7 protein-coding genes are annotated in these 7,171 nt (G+C 60.9%); all 7 read right to left on the bottom strand.

Going from position 1 to position 7,171, the window contains the following annotated elements; genetic code table 11:
- Positions 1-155 precede the first annotated feature (155 nt).
- From thiO to V7773_RS26015, 7 genes are read right to left on the bottom strand one after another with little or no spacing between them, the layout of a single operon-like run.
- Positions 156-1,262 (bottom strand): glycine oxidase ThiO, encoded by a 1,107-nt coding sequence (gene thiO / locus V7773_RS26045; protein WP_336076005.1) that lies wholly within the window; start codon positions 1,260-1,262, stop codon positions 156-158.
- Positions 1,263-1,317: 55 nt separating this feature from the next.
- Complete coding sequence (locus V7773_RS26040) at positions 1,318-1,719, bottom strand: type IV pilin protein (protein ID WP_336076003.1); 402 nt, start codon at positions 1,717-1,719, stop codon at positions 1,318-1,320.
- A gap of 11 nt (positions 1,720-1,730) precedes the next feature.
- A complete protein-coding gene (locus V7773_RS26035) occupies positions 1,731-4,829 on the bottom strand; it encodes a pilus assembly protein (protein ID WP_336076002.1) in 3,099 nt (1,032 codons plus the stop codon).
- Positions 4,816-5,286 (bottom strand): pilus assembly PilX family protein, encoded by a 471-nt coding sequence (locus V7773_RS26030; RefSeq protein WP_371856188.1) that lies wholly within the window; start codon positions 5,284-5,286, stop codon positions 4,816-4,818. The genes V7773_RS26035 and V7773_RS26030 overlap by 14 nt, the downstream gene beginning before the upstream one ends.
- Positions 5,287-5,306: 20 nt before the next feature.
- Positions 5,307-6,023 carry a PilW family protein gene (locus V7773_RS26025; RefSeq protein ID WP_336076000.1) on the bottom strand — a complete coding sequence of 239 codons (717 nt, stop codon included), beginning with the start codon at positions 6,021-6,023 and terminating at the stop codon, positions 5,307-5,309.
- Positions 6,020-6,481 (bottom strand): type IV pilus modification protein PilV, encoded by a 462-nt coding sequence (gene pilV / locus V7773_RS26020; RefSeq protein ID WP_072346127.1) that lies wholly within the window; start codon positions 6,479-6,481, stop codon positions 6,020-6,022. Before pilV ends, V7773_RS26025 begins: the two co-directional genes overlap by 4 nt.
- Entirely contained in the window at positions 6,478-6,951 is a 474-nt protein-coding gene (locus V7773_RS26015) for a GspH/FimT family pseudopilin (protein WP_092348406.1), read from the bottom strand. The genes pilV and V7773_RS26015 overlap by 4 nt, the downstream gene beginning before the upstream one ends.
- Between the last annotated feature and the right edge of the window lie 220 nt (positions 6,952-7,171).

Below are 7,171 nucleotides of genomic sequence, written 5' to 3'. Positions count from 1 at the left end.
ACGGAGCAATGCCTGCGTTCGGGCATGCCGAGCCCTAGCGAGGCACCGAGTGGTGGGGCTAAAGCGTTTTGCTTACTTTTGCGCTTTTCAAAAGTGAGACGCCGTCAGGGCGGAACCCTAAGTAGCCGTTACCGCAGCAACGGATATGTACCCAATCAAAAAACCAACCGCCCCGCCGGCGCATAAGGCGCAGGATCAATCACCGCCTCCCGCCCCAACATCAGGTCCGTAAACAACCGACACGAAGCCGGCGCCAACACCAACCCATTGCGATAATGCCCACAGTTCAACCACAAACCGCCAACCCCCGGCACCTCGCCGATATAGGGAATGCCCTCTGGCGACCCAGGCCGCAGCCCAGCCCAATGCCCAACCACCTCAGCCCCCGCCAGCGCCGGAATCAACTGCTGCGCCGAAGCCTTCAGGCTGTCCAGGGCAGCATCGGTCGGCGTCTTGTCGAAGCCGTCACGCTCCAGCGTACTGCCAACCAGGATATGCCCATCGCGACGCGGGATCGCATAACGCCCCTTCGCCAGGACCATGCTCGACAGAAAATCCGACGCACACTTGTACAAAATCATCTGGCCCTTGACCGGCTCGACCGGCAACTTCAGCCCCAGCGTCTTGAGCAACTCACCGCTCCAGGCACCTGCGGCCAGCACCACCTGGTCGCCACGTATCGGGCCCGCCGAACTGTCCACCCCGATAACACTCGCACCCTCGCGAATGAACCCACTGACTTCACAGTGCTCATGAACCGTGACGTTGGGCAGCGCCAGCAAGGCCGCCTTGAGGGATTTCACCAAGCGAGGATTACGCACGTTGGCCACATCGGCCATGTAGATCGCCCGGGAAAAACCAGGACCCAGTACCGGCACGGCATCATGAACAGCGGAGATATCCACAGCTCGCAGCGGGCGCCCTTCCCGCTCAGCCCAGGCCAGCGCCTCATCCTGATCGTCCAGGTCCAGCCAATACAGACCGGTGACATGCACTTGCGGATCAATCCCGGTCGCCGCGAATAAACGCTCGCCCAGCTGTGGATAAAAATCCTGCGACCAATGGGCCAGCGCCGTGACTGCTGGGCTATAGCGCCAGGGATACAACGGCGACACGATACCGCCGCCGGCCCAGGACGACTCCTGGCCGAGACTGGAACGGTCCAGCAACACCACACGCTGCCCTTCGGACGCCAGATTGAACGCCGTCAGCAGGCCAATGACTCCGCCGCCGACAATCACCACTTGCTGTTGCCTGGTCATGTTCTGATTCGACTCATAAGACAGAGGGCGCAAGGCTGCGCCCGAAAAAAGAAACTCAACGGCCCCAGCAATCCTTGGCGGTCATCCCGGCGGCGGTGTTTTCCACAGTTCGTGCGCCGGTATTGGTGATTCTGAAGTCACCGCATTTATCCGTGGCCATGGACGAGCCGCTCCTGCGCACAGCCGTCAGGATGAAGCTCTGATCCGTCAAAGTCTGGGTAATGGTATAGAAATCGTTGCCGCCGCTCAGGCCAGTCGCATCGGTGTAGCGGTTGTTCTTCGAGTAGTAGCGCTCGAGAATTTGCGCCTGCTCCGATAACAGCCCGGCAATTTCAGCCCGTCGGCCCTTTTTCATGTATTCGGTCAGGCTCGGATAGCCGACGGTGATCACGATACCGATGATCGCAATCACGATCATGATTTCGATCAAGGTGAAACCTCGGTTGGATCTGCGCATGCCTTGCCTCTTCATTGTATTTGTCGCCACATGATGCGGCGGCTGCCGCCCACGGATTTTTCCAGCAGCTCGGTGATGTTGCCGCTGGAGTCGTTGACGATCATGTTGGTGGCCCCGCTGGCGCTGACGACAGCGCTCAAGGTCGGGATTCCCCCCGTGAAGACCACTCCGCTGGAAATCGTGTCGGAGCTGTTGATCGTGCCATCGCCGTTGGTATCGAGCACCGCATAGTTGAGCATCTTACCGTTGAACGCATCCAATTCGATCAGTTTGCCGGTACCGAAGCTGGCACAAGGGTCGGTAGTGTCCACGGCGGCCGTGGTAAAGACCACGCGGCCGCTCACCAGATTGGCCGGGTTGATCACCCGCTCCCCGGTCAGCGCATTGTTGTACACCAACGGCAGGTACCAACCCTTTTTCGTCGGGTAAGCCACGTCGGTCTGGCTGGTCGTCACGAACTGCCCCGTGCTGCCCGAGAACACCCCCGTGATCGACTGGGCTTGCAGGTTCGACACGGTGATTTGCCCGGCACCGCCGGTGGCGTCCCATATCGAATAGAACCCTTGCAGGTCCTTGTTGAGTTTATCCGCCGTTTCGTTGAACTTGCCGGTGCCGAAAAACACCTGGGTACCGCCCTGCGGGTTGTCCGCCAGCAGCGGTTGAACGGTGATCGGCTGAGTCGCGCCACCGGAGGTGGTGAACAATGGCTGGCCGGCAAACGCCACCCCCCAAGCAGTCGGGGAAGTACCACTGAGGTCGAACTTCCACAGCCGCCCTCTCAAGTCGCCCCCGTACGCGGCCTGCACCACGTTCTGGGAGTTGACCCGCAGCTTGACCGACGACAAGCCATTACCGGTCTCGCTGCTGTTGATGACGATTTTCCTGATCAACGAGCCGTCGCGGATATCCACCACGTACAGCGCCGCGACACCGCTATTGCTGCCGTAGCCGTTGGAGATGAACGCCGCCCAGCGCCCATCCGCCAGGCGGGCGACTTCGGGGCGGGCGTAGGCGTAGCCCAGGTCATTGAAAGCGTTGGCGGTGTTGGCAACGGTTGGCGCACTGATTTCCCACAAGGCCCGCAACACATTGCCCGCCGTCGCATCGAACAGCTGAACCGCATAGAACGTCTTGCCCCCAGCACCAGTGCCGCCCAGGGCCACCGTCTTCCAGACACTTCCCGATTGCGTATCGAATACGCCGACCTGCCCATCCACCAAAAACTTGTGGCTCACGCCATTGACGTAGTTGGTGTCGGCAATGTTCTGCAGCGATGGCAGCACGTTCGACGGCATATAGGCATATCGTCGCGTACCGTTCGCACTGTTGATGACGCTGAAAAAACCGTCGTTGGCGTTCACCACCAGGCTGGTATTCATGTTCGCCGCCTTGGTCGTCAGATACGTGCTGTAGCTGGTGTCGTTGAGCAAATCCGCGGCGGTCTGCTCATTGGGTGAGGCCAGCACCAACGGCGAGTTGATGATGTCCCCCAGCAACACATTGCGCACCTTCAAGCCGGTTTTATTGACGCCCTTGCTCCACTCCACCAGATCGTTGCCGGTGATTCCCGTAGGCAGGTTCTGGCTGAGGCTGGTTTGCTGGACGGGTGAAAAGTTAGCGTAGGCCAGGGTGACCGGCACGTTGGTCGCGGTATTCCACGACTGATAAATCGGCGCCGTGGCGCCGGGCACAATGGCCGTGTCGGTGGTCCATTGCACCGCGGCCCTGTTGACCGTGCCTGCCGAGGTGAAGCCGAACGCGCGGATGGTGCCGCGCCAATCCTTGGGGTCATACGTGGTCTGGTAGTAACTGGAGGTGCTGGACAACGTGGCGGCATTGGTCGTGCCAGCGCCCCCGGACCCGGCCTTGGAGGTGATGTCGCTCAGGGCAGAGGCCAACGCTGAGTTGAGGCCTTCGCTGTCGGTCGCCGGATAATACTTACCCGCGCCGTAACGGGCGGCGTCGGACAGCATCGGATTGGTGACGGCAAAACCCACGGTGTAGGTATTGAGGTACTGCCGGGGAAAATCCGTGGCGTTCCAGCTCTGGCCGGTGGCGTCGGTGCCGGTGGAGCGCATGTCGATGTCGAAGGCGAACTTGGCGATGTCGTCCAGGTAAAGCGTGTCGCCCTCGCCGTTACCACTGAGATCGGCGCCATCGTTGTTGATACCATCCCAGTTCGGCAGCCGGGCCAAGCCCTGCGGGTCGTTGGTGGGGAACGTCCGGTCATAGGTGGGCAACCCGTCGGTGATCACCACGCCGAAATTTTTCTGGCAACGGTACTGGATCGGGCTGGTGTAGGTGGTCGGTGTGCTGTTGTAGTACGGTGCCATGCCCCTGAAGTAACGGGTGACTTCGTAATAGCTTTCGGCCAGCGGCGTATTCGCGACGGCACCCAGGGCGTTGATGGCATTGATCAGGGCGCTGTAGTTACTGTTGGCCTGGGTCTGGGTCACGCTGCCGCTGACCGGTGACAGGTCGCTGATGGCGCGGGCGATGTAGCCCCCGGGCCCGAAATTGCTGCTGTTGGGCGGGTTGAACGTTGCGAGGCCGATACGCAAGGCACGATTGCTGGCAACCAGGTCGTTGGAGACATCCCGTGCCACGTTGATTCGATAATCGTTGGGAATCGAGCCGGTGGTGAAATCCCGGCTCGATCCGTTGGCCAGGGTTACCAGATACGCCAGGTACTTACCGGTATAACGGGTATTGCCGCCTCCCACAGGGTCTGGCAACCGAAGGCACACCCGCCCAATGCTGGGTCGATAGAAACCGTACCAGCCAGACGAGCAGCCGCCACGCAACAGACCTACCAACAGGATGTTCGAATCTTCCAGGTCCAGCTCATACCTGTCGTTACAGTTGTTACTGGCACTGCAGGCATAAGTGCGCGTCTGCGTCGCCGCCGGATCAAACCCCGCCGCCCAGATAATGTTGTTCATGCTCCCCGAATCATCGATCAGCAGCATCACGTTCGGCGTAACCGCAGCCGCACTCAACAGCGGCGAATCCGAGGGCGTGAACGCATAGGCCGGGGCCGCCAGGTAAAGGCTGAGCAACGCGCCCCACAGCGCCTGCCTCCAATTGCGGCGCACCTTAGTACTTCGCATAAATGCTCTCCACCACGCTGCGCTGGTTATTGCCCACCACCGCCACCGCCGTGATCCGGTACAACGTCGCCGAGGTATTGACCGGCACGTTGACCGCAGCAAGCGTAGTACCGATGTTCTGCACGCCATAAAACCCGCCGGCAGCGGCAACCCAGAGCACTCCCGACGACGAATTGCGCCCCGCCGCCGTGATGGTCGCCGACTCGGCCGGCGGCGCGCATTGAGTCGCGGTGGTACAGACCGCCAGTGAATAGGTCTCGACCTGCACCGCACTCTCACCCATCCTCAACGCAGCCTCGGCGATCTGGAAGGACTGGTTGCGTTGCATGACGCTGCTGGTCATCTTTTCCTGGAGCGTGGCGCTCTGCATCGACGACAGGCCGATCAGCGTCAGCAGCAACAGGAACACCAGGCTGACCAGCAGTGCCATGCCATGCTGGCGATGCTTGAGATCCATCGAACTCATCGATCGCCCCCTCATAGAAGCCGGTTGCGCAAGGCGGCAACTACATTGAAGGTCTGCTCGCGTACCGTGTTCCTTGGATCAAAGAGCGTCAGGCTCAGGCGCACGCTGCGGATCAGTGCCGGGTCTGCCGGGTTGCCGGTGTAGCTTGACGCTGCGATGTCCGTGGCGCTGGCAGCCACGCCAAACGTCACGTCGAATGCCCGAACGTTGTCCACCAGCACCGACAGGGTCGGCGGATTGGCGGTGCCGCTGCCCAACAGCAATTGGTTGTTGTTGAAGCTGTAGACCAGCCGACGGATCGGGAAGGCCAACTGCCCCGTCGCCGGCACCCGCGCGTTCGAGTAGGCCGTCGCCGAGGTACGGCAATCGGAGACGACGGTCCAGGTCGGCGCGCTACCGCCATTCCCAATGTCCGCGGTGACCAGGGTCAACCTCCGGTTGGCGTTATCCCAACGGATTGGAGTGGTCTGGCTGGCAGCGAAACTGTTATCCGTTGAGGCATCGATGATGGTCGCCACGCAACCGAACATGCCCACCATGCGAATTTCCTGGACCATTTTGCTCAAGGCAAACCGCGCATCCTCCTGAATCACCGCGGCGGCATTCTGGCTGACGTAGGTATTTTTGGCGGCAATGAAAATCTGCACGACACCCAGCACGACGATCAGGCTGAGCACCAGCGCGATCATCAACTCAATCAGGCCGAATCCCCGGCAATGCCGGTTCATGGCGGCGTCCCCACCGGATCGACGGCGACGCGGCTGGTCAGCACAAAGCTGCGTCGCGCCTCGGCCGCGTCGGTGGTGTTGGCGGCCCGGGCGTCGTCCCAGGAAATGGTGATGGTGTAGACCCGCTGGTTCAGCGCAATGGTGCCCGTGGCTGTGGCGCCGCCGAAGGCAACGATGTTGGTCTTGAAATCGTAGAGGTCCTGGTCCCGGGCCACGTTGAGGTTCGGCGAGCTGGGCGGTGTGATGGTGTAGTCGGCGCCCGAGTTGGCGCGAATGCGGTCCAGCAGGTCGTAGGCAATGAAACTGGCCTGGCTGGTCATGCGCGAACTGTCGGTGTACTTGAGCGCATTGAGCTGGATCATCGCCGCCCCCAGCAAACCCACACCGAGGATCAGCACCGCCACCAGCACTTCGATCAGCGTCATGCCTGCCTGCGCCCTGTTACTGCAACCCTTCATCCGCAACTTCCACCCAATACGATTCGTCCATTGAGGCAAACATTCAGCGTCCGGCTCTGCGCCCCCCTTACATAATTGAAACTCACCGGTGTGGCCGGGGCCGACAACCCACCGAGGTTGTTGAAATCAATATTGCTCACCTCTGAGGTTAGCGTCAGAGTCGCGCCGCTGCTCATCGCTGGAACAACCCGCAATACAGTGGGCGACGAGCCAGTACTGTCGTACACCGTGAGTTCGCTGCTCCAGGCCGCGCCGTCGACCGTGGGGCGAATTCGAGTGGTGGTACCCCGATCGATCGCCTCCATCCGGGCAAAGTTCAGCGCCCGGCGCAAGTCATCAACCTCAGTGTCGGCCTTGGTGCTCTGCAGCGAGCCGGTGAATGACGGCACCGCCATGGTAATCAGGATCAGAAGCACGCCAAGGGCCACCAGCACCTCGATCAGCGTGAAACCTTTTGTACGAAGATCCATCGGTGCCCTCCGTTGCCGTCGGCTATACCTGCCTCTACACGCTAGAACAAACCACTGCCTGTGGCGAGGGAGCTTGCTCCCGCTCGGGCGCGTAGCGGCCGCTATTTTGGGGCTGCTGCGCAGCCCAGCGGGAGCAAGCTCCCTCGCCACAACATGCTTCCTGCAACACTGAGTGTCTTGCACTATCGCACCGTTTCATATTCTCCAGGGAGGAGATGTC

Source organism: Pseudomonas sp. 3JA (assembly GCF_036961705.1).
Classification (GTDB): domain Bacteria; phylum Pseudomonadota; class Gammaproteobacteria; order Pseudomonadales; family Pseudomonadaceae; genus Aquipseudomonas; species Aquipseudomonas fluorescens_Q.
Note: the sequence above shows the minus strand (reverse complement) of the source record. Positions and strands in the feature narration are given on the sequence as shown.